At 46.4% G+C, this 24,306-nt stretch carries 17 protein-coding genes; 1 reads left to right on the top strand and 16 read right to left on the bottom strand.

The window, feature by feature from the left end; translation table 11 throughout:
- The 16 genes from OEV42_17165 to dnaA all read right to left on the bottom strand — a co-directional run.
- A partial coding sequence (locus OEV42_17165; protein ID MDH3976007.1) for a chitobiase/beta-hexosaminidase C-terminal domain-containing protein occupies window positions 1-5,407 on the bottom strand: 5,407 nt, incomplete at its 3' end.
- A gap of 262 nt (window positions 5,408-5,669) precedes the next feature.
- The gene (locus OEV42_17160; protein MDH3976006.1) at window positions 5,670-6,914 is read right to left on the bottom strand and encodes an NnrS family protein; all 1,245 of its coding nucleotides are present in this window, start codon (window positions 6,912-6,914) and stop codon (window positions 5,670-5,672) included.
- A gap of 152 nt (window positions 6,915-7,066) precedes the next feature.
- Complete coding sequence (locus OEV42_17155) at window positions 7,067-7,618, bottom strand: DUF615 domain-containing protein (protein ID MDH3976005.1); 552 nt, start codon at window positions 7,616-7,618, stop codon at window positions 7,067-7,069.
- 87 nt (window positions 7,619-7,705) lie between these two features.
- The gene (locus tag OEV42_17150; GenBank protein MDH3976004.1) at window positions 7,706-8,218 is read right to left on the bottom strand and encodes a peptidylprolyl isomerase; all 513 of its coding nucleotides are present in this window, start codon (window positions 8,216-8,218) and stop codon (window positions 7,706-7,708) included.
- 60 nt (window positions 8,219-8,278) lie between these two features.
- Window positions 8,279-8,764, bottom strand: a complete 486-nt coding sequence (locus OEV42_17145) for a YajQ family cyclic di-GMP-binding protein (protein ID MDH3976003.1) — start codon at window positions 8,762-8,764, stop codon at window positions 8,279-8,281.
- Window positions 8,765-8,980: 216 nt separating this feature from the next.
- On the bottom strand, window positions 8,981-9,652 hold the full coding sequence (locus OEV42_17140) for an outer membrane lipoprotein carrier protein LolA (GenBank protein MDH3976002.1): 672 nt from the start codon (window positions 9,650-9,652) through the stop codon (window positions 8,981-8,983).
- A complete protein-coding gene (locus tag OEV42_17135) occupies window positions 9,649-11,862 on the bottom strand; it encodes a DNA translocase FtsK 4TM domain-containing protein (protein MDH3976001.1) in 2,214 nt (737 codons plus the stop codon). The genes OEV42_17140 and OEV42_17135 overlap by 4 nt, the downstream gene beginning before the upstream one ends.
- 3 nt (window positions 11,863-11,865) lie before the next feature.
- The gene (locus OEV42_17130) at window positions 11,866-12,663 is read right to left on the bottom strand and encodes an undecaprenyl-diphosphate phosphatase (protein MDH3976000.1); all 798 of its coding nucleotides are present in this window, start codon (window positions 12,661-12,663) and stop codon (window positions 11,866-11,868) included.
- A 145-nt stretch (window positions 12,664-12,808) separates the two neighbouring features.
- Window positions 12,809-14,464, bottom strand: coding sequence for a ribonuclease J (locus tag OEV42_17125; protein MDH3975999.1), 1,656 nt, complete (start codon window positions 14,462-14,464; stop codon window positions 12,809-12,811).
- Complete coding sequence (locus OEV42_17120; GenBank protein ID MDH3975998.1) at window positions 14,457-14,723, bottom strand: hypothetical protein; 267 nt, start codon at window positions 14,721-14,723, stop codon at window positions 14,457-14,459. Before OEV42_17120 ends, OEV42_17125 begins: the two co-directional genes overlap by 8 nt.
- A gap of 157 nt (window positions 14,724-14,880) precedes the next feature.
- Window positions 14,881-15,438, bottom strand: a complete 558-nt coding sequence (locus OEV42_17115; protein MDH3975997.1) for a hypothetical protein — start codon at window positions 15,436-15,438, stop codon at window positions 14,881-14,883.
- Window positions 15,439-15,448: 10 nt separating this feature from the next.
- Window positions 15,449-15,631: a hypothetical protein gene (locus OEV42_17110; GenBank protein MDH3975996.1), complete on the bottom strand. Its 183-nt coding sequence runs from the start codon at window positions 15,629-15,631 to the stop codon at window positions 15,449-15,451.
- 48 nt (window positions 15,632-15,679) lie between these two features.
- Window positions 15,680-18,091 (bottom strand): DNA topoisomerase (ATP-hydrolyzing) subunit B, encoded by a 2,412-nt coding sequence (gyrB, locus tag OEV42_17105; protein ID MDH3975995.1) that lies wholly within the window; start codon window positions 18,089-18,091, stop codon window positions 15,680-15,682.
- Window positions 18,092-18,109: 18 nt separating this feature from the next.
- Window positions 18,110-19,201, bottom strand: coding sequence for a DNA replication/repair protein RecF (gene recF / locus OEV42_17100; protein MDH3975994.1), 1,092 nt, complete (start codon window positions 19,199-19,201; stop codon window positions 18,110-18,112).
- Window positions 19,198-20,307, bottom strand: coding sequence for a DNA polymerase III subunit beta (dnaN, locus tag OEV42_17095; protein ID MDH3975993.1), 1,110 nt, complete (start codon window positions 20,305-20,307; stop codon window positions 19,198-19,200). The genes recF and dnaN overlap by 4 nt, the downstream gene beginning before the upstream one ends.
- 23 nt (window positions 20,308-20,330) lie before the next feature.
- A complete protein-coding gene (gene dnaA, locus OEV42_17090) occupies window positions 20,331-21,671 on the bottom strand; it encodes a chromosomal replication initiator protein DnaA (GenBank protein ID MDH3975992.1) in 1,341 nt (446 codons plus the stop codon).
- Between the two features lie 225 nt (window positions 21,672-21,896).
- Between dnaA and OEV42_17085 the strand changes: the two genes are divergently transcribed.
- A complete protein-coding gene (locus OEV42_17085) occupies window positions 21,897-24,041 on the top strand; it encodes a 3-hydroxyacyl-CoA dehydrogenase NAD-binding domain-containing protein (GenBank protein ID MDH3975991.1) in 2,145 nt (714 codons plus the stop codon).
- Window positions 24,042-24,306: the final 265 nt, after the last annotated feature.

Below are 24,306 nucleotides of genomic sequence, written 5' to 3'. Positions count from 1 at the left end.
GCGCTGTAAAGCTCATTGTCGGCGTATCGGCCCCGTTCATCGTTACGGCAGGACCCGCGACCTGCGTCCAGGCATAAGAATCAACTGTTCCGTTACTGTCGGAAGCCGTCCCCGTCTGGCTAACCGGCATTCCTTCATCAAGGGCCTGATCAAGGCCCGCATCAACCGTGGGCGGGATGATCACGTTATAAACCGTCACGTTGAACTGATCGGTCGCCGTCGCCCCGTCGTTGTCGGTCACAGTCAGATCGAAGGTCAGCACTGTGCTCGTATTGACAAAGGGCGCTGTAAAGCTCATTGTCGGCGTATCGGCCCCGTTCATCGTTACGGCAGGACCCGCGACCTGCGTCCAGGCATAAGAATCAACTGTTCCGTTACTGTCGGAAGCCGTCCCCGTCTGGCTAACCGGTATTCCTTCATCAACGGCCTGATCAAGGCCCGCATCAACCGTGGGCGGGATGATCACATTATAAACCGTTACGTTAAACTGATCGGAGGCCGTTGCGCCGTCGTTGTCGGTAACGGTCAGATCAAAGGTCAGCACTGTGCTCGTATTGACAAAGGGCACCGTAAAACTCATTGTCGGCGTATCAGCGCCAGTCAAAGTAACCGCCGGGCCTGCAACCTGCGTCCAGACATAGGCATCTACCGTGCCGTTACTGTCGGAAGCCGTCCCCGTCTGGCTGACCGGCATTCCTTCATCAACGACCTGATCAAGGCCCGCATCAACCGTTGGCGGGATAATTACGTTATGAACGATCACGTTGAACGAATCGCTTGCCGTTGCGCCGTCGTTGTCGGTAGCGGTCAATTCAAAGGTCAGTACCGTACTCGTATTCACCATAGGGGCACTAAAATTCATTGTTGCTGTGTCAGCCCCGTTGATTACAACCGCCGGACCGGCAACCTGTGCCCAGGCATAAGCCGTTACCGTCCCTTGACCATCTGTAGCACTTCCCGTCTGAGTTACAAACGTTCCTTCATCAACAACCTGGTCTAAACCCGCATCAACAGCAGGTGGTATAAAATCAATGATATAATTCTCTACCCTCACAGGCTCCTGATTCCCTTTATTGTCTACTGAAAAGAAGCTAAGTGTCATATCTGCCGCAATCTGGATAGGCCCGGAATAAACAGGTGATGAAAGTGTTGGTATAGAACCATCAGTTGTGTAATGGGTGGCTGCACAGCCGAGACCTATATCTTCACAGGATATGGAAAGGGTTTGAGTCGTATTGTATATTCCTCCGGGAATTGACAATAAGGTATTTGGTGGTGTCGGGTCGATTACATAATCATGTACCTGGACCGGTTCCATGTTCCCCTTATTATCCACAGAAAAAACACTCAGAATAGTATCCGTTGTGAGTTCGATAGGGCCGACAAAAAGGGGCGACGACAAGGTCGGCACACTTCCATCCGTTGTATAGTGTGTGGCGGCGCAGCCAAGGCCGTTACCATCAAAGCAGTGGAAAACAACCGTCTGAGCATTTTCATAAATACCGCCGGCGGGGACTACATGGGTTAGGGGTGGCGTGGGATCGATTATATATTCATGTACCTGGATCGGCTCCATATTCCCCTTATTATCCACAGAAAAAAAGCTCAGAATAGTATCCGTTGTGAGCTCGATAGGCCCCGTATAGAGAGTTGAGTCAATGGTTGGCATGGTACCGTCAGTCGTATAGTGGGTGCCGGCACAACCAAGGCCGATCCCGTCGTCACAGGTCAGGGTAACCGTCTGTGCGTTTTCATAAATGCCACCATTGGGAAATAAAAAGGTATAGGGATGCATCGTATCTATAATGTAGTTTTCTGAAAGTTCAGGCCCTGTATTACCGGCATTATCAACAGCAAAAAATCTCAAAGTCATATCAGTCAACACATCAATAGATCCAGTGTATACAGTAAAATCTATAGTAGGAACCGAACCATCTGTCGTGTAATAGATAGTGGCACAACCTGATCCATCAAGATCATCACAGTTTAATGATACAATCTGAGGACTTTCATAAACAGAACCTGGAATAGAAGCCATGACATAAGGCGCTATCATATCGATAATATAACTTTCCGTATTAACAGGTTCCTGATTACCATCTATGTCATCAGCAAAGAATTTCAGCGTTGTATTTACATCGATATTAATAGGTCCCGTATAGACGGTGGATAAAGTTGTCGGAACCGTTCCATCTGTCGTGAAGTAGATATTGTTGCAGATAGAACCTATGCCGTCATTACAGGTTAAGGTTATCATTTGAGGGCTGTTATAGATATCTCCGGAAGGTGCAGCAGACGATGTTGGAGCTTCTGGAATATCAAGACGAAACCTACTAATAAATAAGTCAACTGGACTAACTGCCGTACGCTCATCAGTTCCCGGGCTGGGATCAAAATCAACGGTGCCCTGAAAAGAGCCGGCTGTATACAGGTAGCCGCCATCATCTATTGAAAATGAATATCCAACATCAGTTCCTGTCCCTCCCACGGTCTTTGTCCAGCCATAAGTACTATCGGCATTAATTTTTGTTAAAAACATATCAATATTACCATTGTGGACATGAACATCAATACCATCAAAGGGATCAAAATCAACAATTCCACCGTAATACCCTGTCAGATATACGTTATTACTATTATCCACTGCTATATAATGAGTATAGTCACCCCACCCTTCTCCGATTGTTCCTGTCCACCCATAGGTTCCATCACCATTTATTTTTGTAATAAAAACATCTGCAAGACCATGTGACATATGATCATCAAATTCAGTTCCAGGATTAAAATCGGCCAGGCCCTCAAATGTTCCTGTTATATAAACATTATTTATACTATCAACCGCTACAGATGTTGCTATATCCCGATCATTACCACCCATGGCTTTTGTCCATCCATAAGAACCATCAACATTTATTTTTGTGATAAAAACATCTTCTCTCCCTCTCGATAAATGCTCATCAATCTCGGGTCCCGGATTAAAATCAACAGTATTACTGAAATAGCCTGTCATATAAATATTGCCTGTCGCATCAACTGAAAGTGAATTAGATTCATCTGACCATATACCACCAAAAGTCTTTGTCCATCCATAGGTACCATTAACATTAATCTTTGTTAGAAAAATATCCGCACCTCCCATTGATTGACGTATATCAAAGGCTGGACCTGGATCGACATCAGCTTCATAAAAAAAACTTCCAGCTAAATAAATATTACCCGACTTATCAACAGAAACAGCATTGCCTACATCAAGGTTTGGTCCCCCCATAGTTTTTGTCCAACCATAGGAACCGTCTGCATTAATTTTTGTCAGAAAGATATCGAAATGACCATAGGACAAATGCTCATCAACTCCGGGACCAGGATCAAAATCAGCTTTTTGAGTAAAAAAACCTGTCAAATATATATTCCCTGCATCATCAATAGCCAGGTCACGGAAATTGTCAGGTGACTTTCCTCCCATTGTTTTGGTCCATAAATAAGAACCATCAGCATTAATTTTTGTTAAATATATATCTTCTCCACCACTTGGCGAATGCAAATCGACATCCGGCCCCGGATTAAAATCAAGAGGTTCTCCAAAGGTTCCCGCCCGAAAAATACTACCACTTTTATCGGTTTTAACAGCAACTACATTATCAGGATGAGTAGAAAAGGGTCCTCCATAAGTTAATGTTCCATAGTAAAGATAATCAGGCGAGGCAGGAGTATTTGTAATAAATGTAGCCGTTACAGTTGTATCGGCAGTCAAAGTAACAAGGCATGTACCTGTCCCGCTACAACCTCCACCTGACCACCCTGTAAAGCTTGATGCATCGTCAGATGAGGCCGTAAGCATTACCGTTGACCCGGTAGTAAAAGTTGCTGTGCAGTTAAGGCCGCAGTTGATACCGGCAGGGCTGCTGGTGACAGTACCGTTACCACTTCCACTTTTGCTTATCGATAAAATATGGTTTGCACCAGAAGGCGCAAAGGTAACAAAATCGAGCCAGCCGGCATCCAACCCGGCATCTATACTGCCATCCTTTGAATACTCCCATCTCAGTGTGCTAGTCCCACTTATGTAATAGCTCCTCTGTTGCCAGTCTATCTCGCCATTTATTGATGCCTGCAAAACGCCGTTTATATAGAAACGTAAATAATCACAACAAGCCTCTGAAGAAACCTTCCAGTAGAAGCTTAAATCACCAGAGCCGGTGATTGTGGTCTCAATCCAACTGCTTCCATTGTGTGTAATGACCCCGCTCTGTGCAGCATCACCACCAAAGTATGTAGTGCTTGTTTCGTAGAACCAATTTGCATTTCCTCCGCTAGTCCATATGAGTGAGGTGTTATCCACCGCCTCATTTATAGTGCTGCCACCTCCACTCTGATAACTGACATTCACATCATCCAAATAATAATTAACGGCAACAGCACTATCACCGGTCCAGGAACTAATGGTCAATGTAATGGTAGTTCCTGCATAGGAGCTTAAATTATGACTAAAGGTCTGCCATCCGGCCGTATCGGCAAACCAACTTGATATCTGGACTCCATTCACATAAACCCGCATCCAGTCAAAGCTTTCGCCATCATTACCAACTACGTTGTATTGCAGAGACAGTTCGGCGGTTGTTGCTGAAGCCGGGATGGCATAAGTCCGCTCTATCGTGGCTATACCACCATCAGCAAGAAGTCCGGCCCCGCCGTCACCCATATGAAGGGCATAAGTCCCTCCGTAAACGGTTGACGATTGTACCGTCGGGAATGATGTACCGCCTGCCATTACCATCCAGTTCGTCAAGTCACCAGCTTCAAAATCGCCATTATTATTTTCAGAACTACCACTCTGATAACTGACATTCACATCATCCAAATAATAATTAACGGAAGCAACACTATCACTGGTCCAGGAACTAATGGTCAATGTTATGGTAGTTCCTGCATAGGAGCTTAAATCATAGTTGAAGGTCTGCCAGCCTGCTGAATCGGCAAACCAGCTTGATATCTGGACACCATTCACATAAACCCGCATCCAGTCGAAGCTTTCACCATCATTTCCAACTACGTTATATTGCAGAGACAATTCGGCTGATGTTGCTGAAGCCGGGATGGTATAAGTCCGCTCTATCGTGGCTGTACCACCAGCAGCAATAAGTCCGGCCCCACCGTCACCCATATGAAGGGCATAAGTCCCACCGTAAACGGTTGACGATTGTACCGTCGGGAATGATCCGCCACCTGCCGTTACCGTCCAGCCTGACAAATCACCGCTTTCAAAATCACTGCTTATGACTTGAGCATATACTGAATTCGCTGTAAAGAGTAAGGGCAGCATTAAAAAATATAAAAGTAAACCCCGTCCTTTTATTACGGCTGAAACAATGGTCAAAAAACATCTATTTTTCTTCTCTTTTATCATCATCCACACCCTCCGCATTAAATTTAATAAGAATTTACATTTTTCCCTTATAACTGCTTCTTATATCACAAACATAAAAAAAAAGCGCGACATATATTGCTATATTTGTATTTTTTCGGTAAGGGATATAGCTTATTGCAGCAACTTTAGCAATGGAGTTGTTTAAAAAGAAGCGATAAAAGAAAAGGGCGACTAATATTGCCGCCCTTTTCTTAAAAATAAGTTTAATTTCCAGTAGGATCGAATAAGAAGTTTGCCGGGATGATTACCCCGGCTGGCCGTCAATCCTTGGCTTGAGATAGATCGTGCCATATCTGATCGCCCAGGGCGTAAGAAAAACAAGCCACATAACAGCTGCAATGATGTTGAGGTTAATGGGCGCTATGCCGCTGTGGATTTCAAACTCGGCACAGATGCGGACCAGGGCCGTCAGTTGAACACCCCAGAAGCAGATCCAGGTGAAGAGGTCCATTTCAAGGGGCCTTCCCGAGTGCCCCAGGCTTACCCTCGTCCCCATGGCAACAACCATGCTCGTGAGAAATCCGATAGACAGCGCATGGAGGGGAGCCCTGCCTAGTATCAATGTTCCCGTCGTGAGCAGAGCAATACTTTGCAGTGCATAAAGCGCCATACCGATGGAAAACCAGAGGAGCGATATGTGGAGGGCAGCCAGCAGCTTAACCTTAAAACTCCTGGTCAATCCCCAGAGCATGGTATGGTAAAGGCCGAGAAAAAGGAGAACCAAGTCCGGTATAAAAAGAAATTTCTGCATTTCAATGAGTTCCAGCAGCCCATGCAAAGCAAGCCCTGCCCACATGACGGGAATGCTCCACATTGGGCGATGCTGGATATAGTTATCAACAACCCGGCTCGTAAAAAAAGGGAGCATCCTGTGGGCAACGATAAAAAGAAGGGGCACAAGGTAAAGCCAGAAAGCGATTAAAAGAGAGAGCCTGTACACAAAAAAGCTGTCTGAACCGATATAAATGAGGTAGAGCGCTTCGGCAATAATAGCGGAAGCAAGGGTCAGGTTTAAGTGGAAGGGATGGTATTTACTTTTTCCCTCAACAGCATTAAAAACCATGATGAGTGAATGATAGCCTTTACTCAGGGCGAGCATATGGATAATTATCCCCGCCATAACCAGCCCTTTTCCAAGAACCGTCCCCGCATAAAAGAGAAAGGAACCAAAAACCATAATAAAAAAGGTCATAATATAACTTCCGCCGGGCACGATAGGTCCACTCAACCATTTGGGATAGGTAGTCATTAAAAAGCCGAAGGTAAAAAAGGGGAAGATGCCGAAAAGCATGAGATAAATATGAATGGAAGTAGAAGGAAGGGCCAGAAGCGGTTCCTGCCATAAATCGGTATACCGTCCTGTCAGTTCGATTGTCCATAATAAAAGAGCAATAATAAGCTGGAGAGCACCTCCGAGAAACATCATACGGTGGGGGGCCGCTGAAAATACTTTAAAGAGTGATTGAAAAGCGTTTAATTGCTGTGCCATCGATTTTTATTACTCCCGGTTTAATTTAACGTTGCTGTCCTGCCGTCCTTCCGGCCACAGGGAAAAATCTTTGTATGCAGTAAGCAGGATCCCATTTCTCACCCCGCTGTAAGCGGAATTCGAAATGACAGTTTTATTATTATTGTCAAAGGCTACTCCAGTAGCCCGTCGGACTTGGGAGCCCCCAGTTCCATTAAATATCTGAATAAAACCCGTGCAGACCTGGGCGGTTTGTTCTTTGCTTTTTCCTGCCGGGCATTTCTTACCAATTGATTAAGGCGCTGCCTGTCCAGGTGAGGATGAGCCGCGGCAACTTCATCGAAGGCGCTATTATCGTTTTCAATGAGTCTGTCTCTCCATAGTTCAACACGTTTGAAAGCAATAGCCTCGGCCCGTTTTAACTCGTCACTGTTGTCCAGGGCACTCATAATCGGCTCGGCATCGACTTGACGCATAATAGCGCCAATGTAATGGATCTGCCTGCTTCTGGCACCGTGCTTCTTCATTCCCTTTGCATCGAGAACGGCCTGGCGCAATTTGTCCGGCATTTCAATTTTAGCGAGCTGTTCCGATGAAAGATCGACGAGTCTCGCTCCATATTCCTGGAGCTTAAGCATCTCCCTTTTAACCCGGGATTTACTTTTTCTCTCCTCGCCCTGATGCTCGTCCTCCCGGAGATCGTCGGCTATGTTTTTGTCGCTCATGTTAACTTCTTTGTCCTTTGATACGTAAAAAACAATAAAGCCTGCCCTCCCAGGAAGAGCAGGCCCCCGCATGTCCTTTATTTCAGCTTAAGCGAGGCTGGCGTTCCACCCGTTTATCTTATGCTTCATTTTCTGCATCAGTTCAGTCGTATCACCTTCGATGGTAATATTGTTGATCTGATCACCCTGAACGATAGCGTTAACCACCTTCTGGTCTTCCTCTCCGACAACGACACCAAATACAGTGTGATTGTCGTCAAGCCAGGGCGTGGCTACGTGAGTAATGAAAAACTGGCTGCCATTTGTTCCGGGGCCTGCATTGGCCATTGAAAGAATGCCCGGCTTGTCATGGCGGAGATCGAGAACAAACTCATCGTCAAAACGATAACCCGGCCCACCTGTTCCCGTACCGAGCGGGCAGCCCCCCTGAATCATGAAGTCATTAATGACCCTGTGAAAACTGAGGCCTCTGTAAAAATTATGCTGTGCCAGGTTAACGAAGTTGGCTACCGTGAGAGGCGCCTTTTCGTCAAAAAGCCTGAGCCGGATATTTCCCTTGTTTGTCTCTATTGTCGCTGTCAGATTACTTGTTTCACTCACTATTTTATTCTCCTTGTCTTGTGTATTTTTTTGCTCTTTTTTTTACGGAGGAAAAAGCATTTAATTCCTCATATTGATAAACTGCAGGTCTACATCGAGATCCTTACCCTTTAAAAGCTGGATCACTTCCTGCAGATCATCAATTTTCTTACCCGTCACCCTCACCTGGTCCCCCTGGATCTGGGACTGAACCTTCATCTTGGTTTCCTTAATGATCTTGTTAATCTCTTTGCCCTTCTCTGTTGCTATCCCCTGCTTGATTGTAATTACCTGCCTGATCATATTTCCCGAGGCAGGCTCTTCCTTGCCATAGTCGAGAGACTTAATAGAAATATTTCTTTTTAGTATCCTGGACTGGATAATATCGATAATGGCCTTAAGCTTATAGTCATCATCAGCAAGAACGATAATGTCATTCTCTTTGAGATCTATCTCACTCTTTGTCCCCTTAAAGTCGTACCTTTGACTAATTTCCTTTTTTGCCTGGTTAACAGCATTGTCAACCTCCTGCATGTCTACTTTAGAGACAATGTCGAATGACGGCATATTTTTTCCTCCTTAAAAAGTTTATCTCATTATTTTCCTCCTGGAAGGCAAGAAACTTCTTTTACCCCCTCTCCTTCAAGGAGAGGGCTGAGGTGAGGATGGGGTTCAAGATTTTTTACAACCAGCTTTTTAACCCATCCCCTCCCTAACCCTCCCCTTGAAGGGGAGGAAATTGCTTGCCTATACAAAACCTGGAAGAGGCGCTTATAAAAAGTTTTACTGCACCGTCTGTGGCGTCACGACTTCCGCACCTTCAGGAACGACAAAATCAAAAAGCGTATCTGAAAGACCGCTGTTTATCTTGAAATCTGAAAGGGATACGACGGTCACATTATCATAAATATCGGTCATGCGGCTTCTTTTAATATAAAAAGTCTTTGAATCAACGGTTAGTTCGAGAGACTTGATCTTTTCCGTCACATCCTTTGGTATAAGCGTAAGCCTGTAATGAACACCTGTTTCATCCAGCTTACCACCACTTATATCAAAATCATTGCGAATGCTCCCCATGCCCGAAAGAAAGGCATGCGCTACTCTCGACTGGTTTGTCATGGAAAAACCGGCCTGCATCACCTGGTTCAGGGATGGCGTATACATCCAGAGCGTGACGCCGTCGGTCACAATCTCCTGTGCTTCCGGCTTGTCATAGTTCCACCGCATTTTACCGCCCTTTTTGTAAAAAACCTCTCCCGAAGACTCCTGCTTCCTGGGATAACCCTTTATTTTGGCTTCCTGGATGAAATAGGCCCGGTAATCTTTTATAGAGCTATAATTGCTTTGCAACTCTTCAACAATAACATCCAGTGTGGCTGTTGCCGACCAGGCAGCGGAGATCCAAAAACTGCTCATGGCCAATAACGTCAACAGGCTTAATTTTATATTTTTCATACTCTGCTTATCAGCACCTCTCTTCCTTTACTTGTTCCATCGGACGGTCCCACAATACCTTCCTGCTCCATCTTTTCTATGAGCCTTGCGGCCCTGTTGTAACCGATTCTCATCCTTCGCTGTATCATCGATATGGAGGCTGTTCCTATGTCACAAACAATTTTTACGGCTTCATCGTACTTTTCATCATATTCATCATCATAGCCATCATCATTTTCCTCCGCTTTCGGCTTGAGGATCGTTTCATCATATGCCGGTTTTCCACCCACTTTTTTGAGAAAATTAACGATGCGGTGGGTTTCGGCCTCCGAAATGTAGGCGCCGTGGACCCTGTGTATCTTCGAAGCGCCGGGCGTTAAAAAGAGCATATCTCCCGAACCGAGAAGGTTTTCAGCGCCGTTACTGTCGAGGATGGTCCTCGAATCGATCTTGGAAGAAACCTGGAAGGCGATTCTCGACGGAAAGTTGGCCTTGATAATACCGGTAATGACATCGACGGAAGGCCGCTGAGTAGCTAGTATGAGGTGGATGCCCGAGGCCCTGGCCATCTGGGCCAGCCTCATGATGCACTCCTCCACGTCTTTTGAAGCGACCATCATCAAATCGGCCAATTCATCGATGACGACAACAATATAAGGGAGTTTTTCCAGTGTGACTTCTTCCTCTTCTCCCTCTTCATTCTTCCTGGTGAAAACGGGATTTTTCTCGACGAGCCTGTTGAAGCTGATTATATTTTTTACACCCGTTTCAGCAAGAAGCTGGTAACGCCTCTCCATTTCGCTTACTGTCCACCTGAGTGCCAGGGCCGCTTTTTTCGGGTCCGTTACAACAGGCAATAGGAGATGGGGAATACCGTCATAAACGGAAAGTTCCAGCATCTTGGGGTCTACCATAATAAACCGCACGTCATTGGGCGTGGCCTTATATAAAATGCTGCATATCATGGAATTGACAGATACGCTTTTTCCGGCGCCCGTGGCCCCTGCCACCAGGAGGTGGGGCATTCTGGCCAGGTCTGTCACGACGGGTTGTCCGCCAATATCCTTGCCGAGTGCAAGGGAAAGCATGGAGTGGGACCTTTCAAAACCTTCCGAAGTAAGGATCTCCTTAAAAAATACGGTCTCTCTCTCCTTGTTGGGAATCTCGATACCGATAACGGCCTTGCCCGGAATAGGCGCCACGATCCTGATGCTGATAGCGCTAAGGGCCATGGCGAGATCATCGGTAAGGTTGACGACTTTATTCACCTTAACGCCCGGTGCCGGCACAAACTCGTACATGGTAATAACCGGACCGGGATGGACTTCATGCACCTCCCCGTCGACACCGAAATCCCCCAGTTTTTTCTCCAGTATTCTCGAATTCATGATAATGCTCTCTTTGTCTATCCCACGGCTTTTCTTCTCCACGGCATCGAGAAGAGAAAAGGAGGGAAGGGGCAATCCATCTTTTGGCTGGAGATCCATAAAAGGGAGCGATTCCTGTGACTCTTTTTTGGCCTTGGCCGATGTTTCACTCTTCATCGGCTCAACAATAATGGTAGGCGATGATTTCTTCTTGGCCTCTTCCTTCTTTATCCGGCTCTTTGTCCCTTTAAGCCTTCTTCTCCTCTCCAGATATTTGCGCAAAAGGTTTCTTGCCGAATGATAAATCGTCATTAGAATCCTGGAAATAGCGGAAGAAAGGGTTTTTACAAAGGTAACAGTCGATATGCCCGTCGTCAGTATGAGTGAAAGAACCAGGGCCAGGGCGCTGAAAAGATAAGCCCCCCAGTAATTGAGGTAAGCCACGAGAATGGTCGACAGGGCATCTCCCGTTACACCTCCGCCCTTTATGGGGCTGCCTGTTTTAAGAAGCGACAAAAAGGCGGATGAGGCAAGCAGAAGAAGAATAAGCCCCGCAATTTTGCTCGCTTCCTTGATTTTGATCTGCTTTCTTACAAGGAGAAATATGCCTGCCAGCAATGTAATGGCAGGGAGTATGTATGATGAAAGGCCGAAAAGCTGGAGCGATATATCAGAGATAAAAGCGCCCACCACGCCTCCCAGGTTATCCGTTCCCCTGGAATCGCTTACATAGCTGTTAAAGGAAGGGTCCGATGGTGAATAGGTGACAAGGGCCATAAAGTAAAAGAGCGACAATGCAATGATGATGAGCCCTGAAATCTCTTCAACATGGGAGTTGACCGAATTTTTCTCTTTTGAAGCCATAATTTACAGGTTATATATTAGCCCTATAATCCCTACTGTCCAGCAATAAAAGGCAAAGAGTTTCAACCTTCTTCCGGCAACGACCTTCATGAGTACCTTAATACTGAAAAAACCACTCACGGCTGCTGCCGTAACACCCGCAAGATAAGGAATCATGTGGCCATTATTGAGGCCACTTATGTCTTTTGCATGAAGGACTACCGCACCCAGTATAGCAGGAATGGAGAGAAGAAAAGAGAATTTTGCCGCTTTTTCCCCATTAATCCCCATAAAAAGCCCCGCAGCGATTGTAGATCCTGATCTTGAAATACCGGGAATGATAGCCGCACCCTGAACTATACCTATAATGAGAGCATCTTTCAAGCTAACCTTTTCCCTCTTTCTGTCTCTCACCATATCGGAAAGAAAAAGCAGCAGCCCTGTGATGAGAAGCATGAGAGAAACAATCTTTACGGAGCTGAAAAGAGCTTCAAAGATATCTTTGAAGAGAAGCGCAATAACAACGGTAGGAAGGGTGCCTGCAATAACGGCAAGAACCATTTTTCTTCCTTCTTTACGCTCCCCGTCACTTAAGTTTCCGGCTAAAGTAAGTGAAAGGACGAGCTTTATTATGTCCTTCCTGAAAAAGAGGAGCACCGCCAAAAGCGTTCCCAGGTGGAGAAGCACCTCAAAGAGGATTCCCGGCTCTCTCACTCCTCCCATAATGCTTTTTGCAATGACCAGGTGCCCCGAACTGCTGATAGGAAGAAATTCCGTCAGTCCCTGCACCAGGCCAAGTATCAGGGCCTCAATTATCGTCATAAAGGGATCTCATTTTATCATTATTTATTTTCTTTTTAAAGGGATTAAGGGGCAAAGCTGCCATATTTTTTGACGCAGACCGACACAGAAAATAATCATGACCCGATCCCTATTAATCAAAGTCAAATAATTATTTGACTTTAGTTTACATTTCCAGAACAACAGGGATAATGACAGGCCGCCTTGACATCTTTTTTTTAAAAAACCGTTTAAGCAGCCGCCCTATTTCAGCCTCCACTTCGGACCACTCCTTTTTTGCTTCTACCGCAAGTTCATCCAGGTAGGATGAGACTTCCCGCTTTGCTTCACCGATAATCTGTTCCTCTTCCTCCGCATCGATAAAGCCTCTCGAAAAGATTTCCGGTTCACTTGCCACCGCTCCGCTTGCATGGTCGATGGCAAGAAGGGCCATAACAATTCCGCCTTTGGAGAGATGCATCCTGTCTCTAAGCACAATATCTTTTACATCACCCACCCCTTTGCCGTCAACGAAGATACGACCCGAAGGAACCTTACCTTCTGCTTTCACACACTCACCGGTAAGGGTGATCACATCGCCATCGGCAGCAAAAATCGTTTTCTCTTCTTCAATCCCCATACTCTTCGCCAGCTTTATGTGTTTTGCCAGATGCCTGGCTTCTCCATGAATGGGGATAAAGAAACGGGGCCTCACAAGAGAAATCATCTTTTTAAGGTCTTCTTCCTGCCCGTGGCCGGTGACATGAACATGGGCTATCCTGTCATAGAAGACCTCTGCACCGAGCCTCACCAGATGATTGATTATATTGCAGACAAGTTTTTCATTGCCGGGGATGGTCTTTGAAGAAAGAATTACCCGGTCACCCTTTTCGATGCTCAGTTGCTTATAGTTGCCCGTCGTCATGAGTGACAACCCCGACATGGGCTCCCCCTGACTCCCCGTCGTCAGCACGGCAACTTTATCAGGGGAATAATTTTTTATCTCCTTAACATCAATTAATGTCGCTTCCTTAACCTTAAGGTAACCTCTCTCCCTGGCGATAATCGTATTTCTTATAAGGCTTCTGCCGATGAGGGCCACTTTTCTGCCCGAACCTTCAGCAGTGTTAATTATCTGCTGTACCCGGTTAATATTGGAAGAAAAAAGGGCGACAAAAACCTTTTTCCCGGCCTCACTAAAGAGAGCGCTGAAATTCGGTTCCAGACTCTTTTCAGTCCCCGTATTTCCCTTCAATTCCACATTCGTACTGTCTGAAAGGAGAGCAAGCACACCCTTATCACCGCATGCCGACAACCCTTCATAGTCGGCAAGCTTCGAATCAGCCGGCGCATCGTCAAACTTGAAATCACCCGAATGGACAATGAGACCAGCAGGCGTATCGATGGCGAGGGCACAGCCATCGGGAATGGAGTGGCAAATCCTTAGAAATTTTATTTCAAAGGGACCTGCCCGGCAAACATCGCCGGCACTGACTTCAATAAGCTTTCTTTCTCCCATCAGGTCATGCTCTTCCAGTTTATTTTCCACAAGACCGAGCGTAAAAGAGGTTCCGTAAATGGGGGCGTTTAAGTGGCGCAGAAAAAAGGGGAGCCCACCGATGTGGTCTTCATGGCCGTGCGTCAGGACGATGGCGGCAAGCTTTTTATCACTGTTAAGGAGGTAGCTGAAATCGGGAATGACAATATCGATACCCGGCATATGAGGTTCGGGAAACATGAGACCGCAGTCTATGATCATAGCCTCATTACCTGATTCCATAACCATCATGTTAAGGCCTATCTCTCCCAGCCCCCCCAGGGGGATGATCCTCACTTCATCCATTCGTTTTTTTGCTTAGCTCGTCAATGGGCTTTTCCGTTACCACATTCCGGCTGCCACACCAGGCACAGCTAACGATGGCAAATTCAAGATCATCTTCAAGAACCCAGTATTCCTCTTCATCTCTCAGCATTTCCTCTTCAGGCTCTCCAAGGACATTTTTCAGTCTTTCATTTTCATCCAGTTCTATCTCGAGAATTTTTGAAACCTTGCACCATACGTTGAAGTTGCTTGTATTATTACAATTTAAACATTTTGCCATTATTAATATGTCCTGCCTCGTTTTGTTCTTTTTTCTGGTGATTTACGGTGGGGTGAGTAGAAGTTGCCCTTTTCAAAGAAAAGCGCTAATTGAAGAAACAATATTCCATAGAAAGGCCCGGCCTGTTTTACAGGATTATTTTAATCTGCTCTTTTAATCATTTACTGCCGGTTTGTGGAGACCTTCTCTCTAATTGCATCATTTCCCTGCGCTTTTGAACCTCCAGGATTTTTGCAATCTTTGCGTCTGTTTTGGGTATCCACTCCTTGTAGGGCATATAAAAACTCTTGATGGCGTAAATGCTGCTCCGTAAAGACCGGTAGGTAATAAGGGCCCAGTCAAGTTTACCCTGTTTTTCATATTCATTTCCTATGAACCATAACTTTTCACAGGAATCTTTCACCTTGCCGCTAAAAGGGGTATACATGCGGATGGCCCACTCATATCCTGTGGTGGCATCCTTGTAGTTTTTTGCCGCCAGAGCCACTTCACCGTCAGCGTAAAATTTCTGCTGCGAATAGTAGGCCCTTCCCCAGATCATGACAAACATAACAAGAAGCACGGCAACCAACTGGCCAATGACCTTTAACACCTTGTCTCTCGTTTCCTTATCCCTGAGAGGAGAAGGGGGAGGGGGAGACGGAGGAAGGGTTTCCGTCCCCTTTATGCCGGAGGCGATGTTTTTTTTCTTTTTCTTTGATTTGTATTTTGCCATGTCAGCTTTTCTAACCTTTAAAGAAATTGGGAACACAGACAAGAAGGATACCCAGAAGCGCAAAAACAAGGGAGAAAGGCAGTGAAACAGCGCCCACAATGTCCCAGGGTTTTTTTGCATAGTATGATGCCCAGAAGCCAATAGCAAGGGCGATTACGCCGGTTATGATCATTAATACATATACATATAACATAGAATTTATAGGCTGCTCCCTTAAGTCCTCTCTTCTTATTCCTCTTTGTTATACATCGAGGTTTCTCGCGCTAAGCGCATTCGTTTCAATAAAGTGCTTCCTCGGTTCGACCTGATCTCCCATAAGAACGGTAAACATTTCGTCTGCCGCAACAGTATCTTCCACTTTCGCCTGAAGAAGTGTTCTCGATTCAGGGTCCATCGTCGTTTCCCAGAGTTGGTCGGGATTCATCTCACCGAGACCTTTGTAGCGCTGAATATAAAAGCCTTTTTTCCCTTGCTCCATAACGAGTTCCACCAGGGCCTGGCAGTTGGCAAGATGCTTGCTTTTTGTATCTGATTCCATTTCCGCCTTAAAGGGGGGAAGGCCGAGAGCGCCTATGTCCTGGGCGAGTTTTTTCGTCTCTGAAAAATCGGCTGAACCAAGAAATTCCGTATCTATAACGGTCCTGTAAGTAACGCCGCTTGCCCTGGAATCGATCTCTACCTTAAAACAGTTATGCTCTTCATCATGACTGATGACGGATTCTATATGCCGCTCCTGATCATAGTATTTCTTGATATAAGCTTCGATTTTTTCAAGGGCGCTCTCTATTTCTTCTTTAGAACTGAGTCTTTTAAGTGACGTACCCATGACAAGGGCCTCTACAACATAACGATCTTTTTTCCTCTTTTCAATATGTTCGAGAATTTTACCGAGCGTAACCATCTTCTTGATCGTTGCCGCCAGTTTTGCGCCTGTGGAAGTCCCCTTGCCGCTTGTCACCTTGACCCCCTCTACACCTCCACCGATGAGGTGGTCTTCCAGTGCGGCATCATCTTTCAGATAGGTCTCGCTTTTTCCTTTTTTTATTTTATAAAGCGGAGGCTGTGCAATATAAAGATAGCCACGTTCAACGATCTCCACCATGTGCCGGTAGAAGAAGGTCAAAAGGAGCGTCCTGATATGGGAACCGTCCACATCGGCATCGGTCATGATAATGATCTTGTGATACCTCAGCCTGGCAATGTCAAAATCGTCCTTTCCTATGCCGCAGCCAAGAGCCGTAATGAGAACCCTGATTTCATCACTTCCGAGCATCTTGTCAAAACGGGCCTTTTCCACATTGAGGATCTTACCCTTAAGGGGAAGAATGGCCTGATTTTTCCTGTCCCTTCCCTGCTTGGCCGAACCGCCGGCAGAGTCACCCTCGACGATGTAAAGTTCGCTCAGCGCCGGATCTTTTTCCTGGCAATCAGCCAGTTTTCCCGGCAGTGAACTCACCTCAAGGGCGCCCTTGCGCCTTGTCAGCTCCTTCGCCTTTCGCGCCGCCTCTCTTGCCCTTGCCGCATCAATGGATTTTTCAATGGTTTTCTTTGCCACAGCCGGGTTCTCTTCAAAGAAGGTACCCAGCTTTTCATTGACCATGGTTTCCACAAGGCCTTTGACCTCACTGTTGCCAAGCTTGGTTTTAGTCTGTCCCTCGAACTGGGGCTCGGGGATTTTTACGCTGATAACGCCGGTAAGCCCTTCCCTGATATCATCACCTGTCAGATTCTCTTTAACATTTTTAAGCAGGTTGTTTGCAGTGGCATAGCTGTTGACGGTCCTCGTAAGGGCCGCCTTGAAACCACTCAGATGCGTTCCTCCTTCATGGGTGTTAATGTTGTTTGCAAAGGTAAAAAGCTGCTCGCTGTAGCCGTCATTGTACTGAAGGGCGATTTCCATGATAATTTCATCTTTTTCACCTTCAATATAGATGGGCTCTTTATTAATGACGCTCCTGTTCCTGTTAAGGTGCGATACGAAGGAGATAATTCCGCCGTCATATTTAAATTCGTTTGTCTTCTCCGTCCTTTCATCATCAAGAACGATCCTGAGGCCCTTGTTTAAAAAAGCAAGCTCTCTTAGCCGCTGTGAAAGCGTATCAAAACTGAATTCCGTCTGCTCGAAGATGGTGGAATCAGGCTTGAACATAACCTTGGTTCCCGTCTTTTTCGTTGTGCCCGTTACCTCCAGTTCCGTTTGCTTGTCACCTCTTACATATTTCTGGTGATAGACCTGACCGTTTCTTCTCACTTCAAGCTCGAGGCATTCGGACAGGGCATTAACAACCGACGCCCCGACACCATGAAGACCACCGGAAACCTTGTAGGTGGAACTGTCGAACTTTCCGCCTGCATGGAGGACGGTCATAACGACCTCGGCAGCGGGCTTGTTTTCACCTTTGTGTGTATCGACAGGGATGCCCCTTCCGTTATCTTCTACGGTAATGCTGTTGTCGATATGTATGGTTACGTTTATATCGCTGCAAAAACCGGCCAGCGATTCATCGACGCTGTTATCCACAATTTCGTAGACGAGATGATGAAGACCTGCCGGGCCTGTGCTTCCAATATACATGGCCGGTCGCATCCTGACCGCTTCCAGTCCCTCAAGAACCTTGATTTTTTCCGCACCGTAATCTGTCTTTGCTGTCATACTGTCCTTTTACTTTCTTTAATGTAGTATTTTCCCTTCATGGACCTTAAAAATATTTCTTTTTTCCCTGTCCATGAGGGGCAGGTTTTCCGCCTCTGTTGTCGTTATAAGCACCTGCTCGCCTTTGTGCCTCAGGTAGTCGAGCAGTGACCGCCTTCTGTCTATATCCAGTTCGGATGCCACGTCATCGAGCATAACGAGCGGTTTGACTGAAGATACATTCCTGAATATTTCGACTTCCGCCGCCTTCAGGGCAAGAAGAATGCTTCTCATCTCCCCCCTGGAGCTGAAGGACCTTGCCTTTTCACCGTTAATGGTGATTTCCACGTCATCCCTGTGAGGTCCGACGAGGGTCATCTTTCTGGCAATCTCTTCCGCTCTCACCCTGTAAAGCTTGTCCAAAAGCCTCTCTCCGGGCTCATCCTTTTTCCTTATATCCGACTTTCCTTTTTCCAGGTAGTTAAGGCTGATTTTATCCCTTTTAGCAAAAGGCTGTTCAATTTCAAGCTTTCTGTTGATAATGTTAACCAGGTCGTATCTTCCTTCAACAACTTTTGCCCCGGCATGAGCAAGCCTTTCACTCCAGATATCGAGTTCCTGCACTTTAAAGAGGCCTCTTTTTAAAAGCAGGTTTCGCTGCGTCAGGATCCTCTTGTAGAGCTTCAGGTTTTTCAGATGACTGCGCGTTACGTGAAAATAAGTCCTGTCCAGATATTTTCTTCTCACATCGGGCGAACCCTGGATGAGTTCCATCTCGTCGGGAGAAAAAACAACCATCTTTATCCTGCCGATGTAGTCCGACTTTTTTACGCATTCACAACCGTCGGTTTCAATCTTTTTCCAGCCCTTCAGCCCCTTTTCAACGGCCAGCACCGATGCTTCGTCATCGGCAAAAAAACCTTCAATTGAAAAAGAACTTTCCCCCTCCCTGATGAGACTCTCTGCTTCCGTCTTCCTGAAAGACGATAGCATACCCAGCACGTAGACGGCCTCAAGAAGATTGGTCTTGCCCTGTCCGTTTTTACCGAGAAAAACGTTGATCCCTTTTTTAAAACTTACCTTTTCCTGCCTGTAATTCCTGAAATGCTCTATCTTCAGATCGGTTATCATGTCCTCATAGGCATAACAATGGCCGTGTAGTCATCCCGTGAACCGTCTCTCATCACTGCCGCGCTCAGTTCATCGGCAATATATATGGTCACATCCTCTTCAGCCATAACGTTCAGAAAATCGAGGACATACCTTGCGTTAAAACCTACCGCAATATCATTGCCGTTATAATCGATTCCCAGTTCCTCCTTGGCCTCGCCAAGACCGGGATTGGTTGTCGATACAACAAGATTGTCAGCACTGAATTCAAACTTTACCCCTTTCGTCTTTTCATCGGAAAGGATGGAAATTCTTCTGAGGCTTTTAATAAATTCAACCCTGTTGATCTTGATAACATTATCCCTGGAACTGGGAATGACCTGCCTGTAATCGGGAAACTCTCCCTCGATAAGCCTAACAACAATGATCTTGTCACCCTTTTTCAATATGGCGCGGTTGTCCTTAAAGCCAAGCTGAACGGAACCATCCGATTCTTCCATAAGCTTTCTGAATTCCTGGACGCCTTTTCTCGGAATGATGTACCCCTCTTCACCAAGCGCCACGTCCCCCTTGTCCAGTTCCCTTTCAGTAAGGGCAAGCCTGTGTCCGTCTGTGGCAACAAGCCTTACCTTGCCCGCTTCCGTCCCTTCAAGAAAAGCGCCGTTAAGATTGTATCTCGTCTCATCGGAAGAAATAGCCACGGCCGTTTTGTCAATCATGTCCTTCAAAATGTCGTCACTTATCTCCATGAGCTTTACGTCGTCACAGGAGGGGAAGGAGGGGAAATCTTCAGGATCGATACCGACCATGTTAAAAAGGGCCTTGCCCGAAACGATCTCTATCCAGTTGTTCTCCTTCTTCTTTAGCGTAAGGCTCTCCATGGGGAGTTCCTTGACGATTTCAAAGAGCTTTCTTGCCGATACGGTCATTACCCCTTCACTCCTTACCTCGGCAGGCACGGATTCTTTAATCCCCACCTCAAGGTCGGTGGCAACGATGTCAATGGAATCATGGCCCGTTCTTATGAGGGCGTTGGCAAGAATAGGCATGGTGTTACGTTTTTCCACGATACTTTGAATAATTTGCAGCGCTTTTAAAAAGGTGTTTTTTTCAATAACGATTTCCATTTAAGGGAACTCCTCCTAAAAAATTAATGCTTTAGACTGCTCGACAGAGCATCGACGGCATTTTTTGTATATGGATCAGTTTTAATTAATTCACTAATTTTTGCAACGGCATGAATAACCGTTGAATGATCTCTTCCACCGAATTTGTGGCCTATCTCAGGGTATGATTCACTCGTCAGTTCCCTTGACAGATACATGGCGATCTGCCTGGGAAAAGCAATGACCTTTTTTCTTTTTTTCGATTTAAGTTCGGCCACCTTGAGGTTAAAAAAGGAGGCTACTGTTTTCTGAATATAATCGACATTCAGGTGTTTGTCTCTTTTAGCGAGAAAATCTTTCAGCACTTCCTTGGCAAAATCGATGCTTATTTCCGTCCTGTTGAGAGACGAGAAGGCGCAAAGCCGGTTAAAGACCCCTTCCAGTTCCCTGATGTTGGAGTGAACGTTACTTGCCAGAAAGAAAGCCACATCGTTGGGAAGGTTAATATTGTTTGAATCGGCCTTTTTCCTCAGTATGGCAACTTTCGTTTCCGTATCGGGCGGCTGAATATCGGCAATAAGGCCCCATTCGAACCTCGACCTTAGCCTGTTGTCGAGATCAGGTATGTTTTTGGGAAAGCAGTCACTGGCAACAACGATCTGCTTGTGTGACTCATAAAGGGCGTTGAAGGTATGAAAAAACTCTTCCTGCGTCCTCTCCTTTCCTGCAATAAACTGAATGTCATCAATGAGGAGCAGGTCCATACTCCTGTATTTTTCCCTGAAGTCGTTCATCTTGTCGTACCTGATGCCGTTAATGAGTTCATTCATAAAGGATTCGGCACGAATATAGCAGATTTTGGCTTCAGTATTCTTATTACCGTAATAATGGCCGATGGCATTGAGAAGATGGGTTTTGCCAAGCCCTGCGTCGGCATAGATAAAAAGCGGGTTATAAGTCGCTCCGGGATGTTCCGCAACGGCAAGGGATGCGGCATGAGAGAACTGGTTGCTGTCACCGACGACAAAGGTATCGAAGGTGTATCTCGGATTTAATCCGTAAAGATTCTTCTGATTTTTTTGGCGAGATTGGACGGCGCTCTGTTCCTCGACGGCAGCGGCACTTTTCTCCCTCTCTCCCCTCTCTTCGCTCATAAGGAAAGAGATATCGAACTCCTTATCGGAAACTTCTCTCAAGGCACTCTGGATGAGCTCCATGTAGTTGTCTCTGATCCAGTTCTCGAAGAATTTATTAGGAACCTTTATGGCGAAGCTGTCACCGGAAGCGCTAGCATGCTTGATAGGTTTAAACCAGGTATTAAAGGCCTGCTGGCTCAATCTTTCCTGAATAATCCCCAGACTTTTTCCCCAAATTTCGTCAGTCATAATTTCAGAAGTATATAGGCTTTTTTAGGACCATTTATCGTAACAAAGCTTGCCCTCTTTTACAAGCATAATTCTATTGGCGGGGTTCATAAGACAGGCGCTCTTATCCGTTGACTTCCTGCCTTTTTTTGATATATTTGAATAGCAACGAAAGCCCTTTTCACCCTCGATTATTGCGCAGGAGGCGCCAGTCCCTGCAAAACCCCATACTGAAGGAGTCTTTACATGGCCAAAAAATCACCGGCATTTAAACTTCAAACCTCTGAAAAAGGAATGGCAACCCTCCTCTTTGACCTGCCTAAAGAAAAGGTAAACAAGCTTTCCATTGCCGTCATGGAAGAGCTCGACGCCCACCTGGCAGACATTGAAAAACGGCAGGACTTGCATGGCCTTATCGTTGCAAGCGGCAAGAAGGACATCTTTATTGCCGGCGCCGACATATCGGAAATTGAAGGAATAAAGGACCCAAAAAAGGGGAAAGAGCTGGCCGCAAAAGGGCAGGAAGTCCTTGGAAGGCTGGAAAACCTCCCCTTCCCTGTCGTTGCCGCCATTGACGGGGCAACGCTTGGCGGCGGTATGGAGCTGGCCCTGGCCTGCCACTACAGGGTAATAACGAACCGTCCCAAAACTGTTATGGGATTGCCCGAAGTCAAACTCGGCATTCATCCCGGCTTCGGCGGCACACAGCGGCTGCCAAGGCTTATCGGCATCAGGAATTCGCTCGATATTATTCTTACGGGCAAGAACATCTACCCCAAAAAAGCATTAAGGCTCGGATTGGCCGACAAAATGGTTCCACAGGAATACCTCATGGATCAGGCCATAAAGACTGTCGAAGAAAAAGCAAAGCCCTCCTACAAGAGACCCACAGGGTTAAGAAAAAAACCGGCCCTCGTTGACCGGGCGCTGGAACTGACTTCTTACGGCAGGGATTTTATCTTCAAAAAAGCCGAAGAGTCGGTCATGAAAAGGACGCGGGGCAACTACCCTTCCACTCTGAAAGCTATTCAGGTTATGAAAGAGGGTTTAAGCCTCCACCTGGAAGGAGGTCTCGCCATCGAGGCAAGCGGACTTGGCGAGATGGCTGCCACCGGTGAGTGTAAAAACCTCATCTCCGTTTTTTATCTGCAAGAAACACTCAGGAAGGAAACCTTTGTCGGCAAGGATGTGGAGACAACCCCAATTGACAAGGCGGCCGTTCTCGGCGCAGGCGTCATGGGAGGTGGCATTGCCCAGCTTTTTGCCGAAAAAGATATTCCCGTCAGGATGAAGGACATTAACAACGATGCCCTCGGTCACGGCCTGAAATCGGCGGCCCATGTTTTTAAAGGAAAGCTCAAAAAGCGGATCATCGACAAAGGGGAATTTGACCGGAAAATGGGCAACATCTCCACCACCCTCGATTACAGCGGTTTTGACAGGGCGCAGATCATCGTCGAGGCCATCGTGGAAAAAATGGAGGTCAAAAAGGCCGTCTTCGGCGAATGTGAAGGCCAGGTAAAGGATGACACCATCCTTGCCAGCAATACATCGTCCCTTTCCATTACGGAAATGGCGACGGCGCTAAAAAAGCCCGAAAGATTTGCAGGAATGCACTTTTTCAATCCCGTCCACCGCATGCCACTCGTGGAAGTCATAAGAGGAGAAAAGACTTCCGACGAAACAACGGCTACCATTGTGGCCCTGTCAAAGAAGCTGGGAAAAACACCGGTCGTCGTGAAAGACAAGGAAGGTTTTCTCGTCAACAGGCTCCTCATGCCTTACCTTAATGAAGCCGTCTGCATGCTGGAAGAAGGCGCCACCATCGATGAAGTGGACGAAACACTATTAAACTTCGGCATGCCCATGGGCGCTTTTATTCTCCTCGATGAGATCGGCATAGACATCGCCTGGCACGTGGCGGAAATCCTCCACAAGGCTTTTGGTGAAAGAATGAAACCAGCAGGACTCATGAAGAGCATCCTCGATTCGGGAAGGCTGGGCAGAAAAAACGGCAAGGGCTACTACAGCTATGACGGCAAAAAAAGAAAAGGGGCCGATAAATCGGTCTACTCCCTAACGGGAGGCAAAAAAGGGGGCGCCCTCAGTTCCACCACCATTATCGACCGCTCTGTGCTCCTCATGCTAAACGAAGCGGCGCTCTGCCTTGAAGAAGAGATTGTAGCCAGGCCCGAACATGTAGACGGCGGCATGATCTTCGGCACAGGCTTCCCCCCCTTCCGCGGTGGCCTCTTGAGATACGCCGACAGCCGGGGAGTCAAGGAAATAGTAAACATCCTGGAGCAGTTCAAGGAGAAATACGGTGAACGCTTCGAACCTGCCCCACTCTTAAAAGAAATGGCAAAAAAGGGGAAGAGTTTTTACAAGTAGATAAGAGGAAGGCCGGAGAATCGGCCTTTTTATTATACAAAAAAATATCATGGGACACAGATAAACACGGATTACACCGATTTTTCAAAGATTTAATGCCTATTATGCTTCCATATTATGGGGGAAACTATATATTAAGTTGTTAGCCATCAAAGGAATCATGGTATTGAACCAACAATTAAAAAAAGAATTGCTGTCAATGCAACAGGAAGATCAACGAGTCTTGCAGGAATTAGTTGATAGTGGTGAATTAGGTACTGTTGAG

The organism is Deltaproteobacteria bacterium (assembly GCA_029860075.1).
Classification (GTDB): domain Bacteria; phylum Desulfobacterota; class JADFVX01; order JADFVX01; family JADFVX01; genus JAOUBX01.
This window is presented reverse-complemented; position numbering and strand designations above follow the sequence as displayed.

Bases quoted from the DNA above. Each gene is read 5' to 3' on its own strand.
- OEV42_17135 (MDH3976001.1), bottom strand. From the start codon at position 11,862: ATGGCTTCAAAAGAGAAAAATTCGGTCAACTCCCATGTTGAAGAGATT.
- OEV42_17160 (MDH3976006.1), bottom strand. From the start codon at position 6,914: ATGGCACAGCAATTAAACGCTTTTCAATCACTCTTTAAAGTATTTTCA.
- OEV42_17120 (MDH3975998.1), bottom strand. From the start codon at position 14,723: ATGGCAAAATGTTTAAATTGTAATAATACAAGCAACTTCAACGTATGG.
- dnaA (MDH3975992.1), bottom strand. From the start codon at position 21,671: ATGACTGACGAAATTTGGGGAAAAAGTCTGGGGATTATTCAGGAAAGA.
- OEV42_17085 (MDH3975991.1), top strand. From the start codon at position 21,897: ATGGCCAAAAAATCACCGGCATTTAAACTTCAAACCTCTGAAAAAGGA.
- dnaN (MDH3975993.1), bottom strand. From the start codon at position 20,307: ATGGAAATCGTTATTGAAAAAAACACCTTTTTAAAAGCGCTGCAAATT.
- OEV42_17155 (MDH3976005.1), bottom strand. From the start codon at position 7,618: ATGAGCGACAAAAACATAGCCGACGATCTCCGGGAGGACGAGCATCAG.
- gyrB (MDH3975995.1), bottom strand. From the start codon at position 18,091: ATGACAGCAAAGACAGATTACGGTGCGGAAAAAATCAAGGTTCTTGAG.
- OEV42_17125 (MDH3975999.1), bottom strand. From the start codon at position 14,464: ATGGATGAAGTGAGGATCATCCCCCTGGGGGGGCTGGGAGAGATAGGC.
- OEV42_17130 (MDH3976000.1), bottom strand. From the start codon at position 12,663: ATGACGATAATTGAGGCCCTGATACTTGGCCTGGTGCAGGGACTGACG.
- OEV42_17145 (MDH3976003.1), bottom strand. From the start codon at position 8,764: ATGCCGTCATTCGACATTGTCTCTAAAGTAGACATGCAGGAGGTTGAC.
- OEV42_17140 (MDH3976002.1), bottom strand. From the start codon at position 9,652: ATGAAAAATATAAAATTAAGCCTGTTGACGTTATTGGCCATGAGCAGT.
- OEV42_17110 (MDH3975996.1), bottom strand. From the start codon at position 15,631: ATGTTATATGTATATGTATTAATGATCATAACCGGCGTAATCGCCCTT.
- OEV42_17115 (MDH3975997.1), bottom strand. From the start codon at position 15,438: ATGGCAAAATACAAATCAAAGAAAAAGAAAAAAAACATCGCCTCCGGC.
- recF (MDH3975994.1), bottom strand. From the start codon at position 19,201: ATGATAACCGATCTGAAGATAGAGCATTTCAGGAATTACAGGCAGGAA.